The organism is Streptococcus sp. HMSC077D04, from assembly GCF_001808785.1.
In the GTDB taxonomy this organism is placed as follows: domain Bacteria; phylum Bacillota; class Bacilli; order Lactobacillales; family Streptococcaceae; genus Streptococcus; species Streptococcus mitis_BX.
The window spans coordinates 43,861-44,726 of record NZ_KV794530.1 but is presented as its reverse complement, the minus strand read 5'-3'; the positions used below and the strand labels follow the sequence as shown (position 1 = coordinate 44,726).

Below are 866 nucleotides of genomic sequence, written 5' to 3'. Positions count from 1 at the left end.
ATGCAGAAGGGGCAATCCTATGACCAAGCCATAACTTCTTATTACTCTGACCTTCAAAAGGATTCGACTCTGAGAGAAAGAGAATTCTTGAACAATAAGGATTGGAAACACGTCAAAGGTCTGATTTATGCAGGAGTAGTGCCTCCGAATATACTGAAGAAAGGCGAGGCATCTATTAAAGAGTATATTGAGGAAAAATACCCCGAAGTATCGACATTTTTAAATCGTTTGGAATCAGTGGCAGATTAGGAGGAAAAGTTAATGAAGAAAACACTCAGTATATTGGCTATAGTCATAATTATCATATCATCCTGTTTTTACTTTTTTAGTAGACAACCTAAAAACATTTTTGATGAAATCTACCAAGAAACTGAGAAAACTTATCGGACAAATAATATTTTAAGAAAAATAGATGGCTTTGAAATTAGTCCAGGTTGGCCAAGTGATGGAGAGTATTTTAAATATAGCCCTTTAGGGAAGTATAAGACTCTTCCAGAAGGCTATCTTGAACTGAGAGTTGGATTTAATTTTGAGAAAGCGTATAGTAAAATGTTTGTTTCAGTTGAGAGAAAAATAGCTGATGGAACGAAGATATGGATGATTAGCAAATATAATCCAAACACTAAAACAATCACAAAGTCAATTCAGATAGTATTATCAGGAAATGAGGATAGTTATATTGAAGATGAGGCCCAAGTGAAATCCTACCTAGAGAAGTACGGTATCACTGCCAAGGATTTGGATTCCTACTACGACGAAATCGTTAACCAGAAAGTCTTGAAAGATTGGTGCTCGATTTATGACAGTAAGTACTCGCCAAGCAATTATGGCGATGTGAAAGTCGAAACCCAGTGGGAGAATTGGTG

At 36.0% G+C, this 866-nt stretch carries 1 protein-coding gene and 1 pseudogene; both read left to right on the top strand.

All coding sequences use genetic code 11. The features are described 5' to 3' along the window. Positions 1-249: pseudogene (locus HMPREF2701_RS10675) on the top strand (hypothetical protein); the annotation flags it as partial. A 12-nt stretch (positions 250-261) separates the two neighbouring features. Further along, positions 262-866: TipC family immunity protein (locus HMPREF2701_RS04720; protein ID WP_061590364.1), on the top strand; the 605-nt coding region annotated here is incomplete at its 3' end.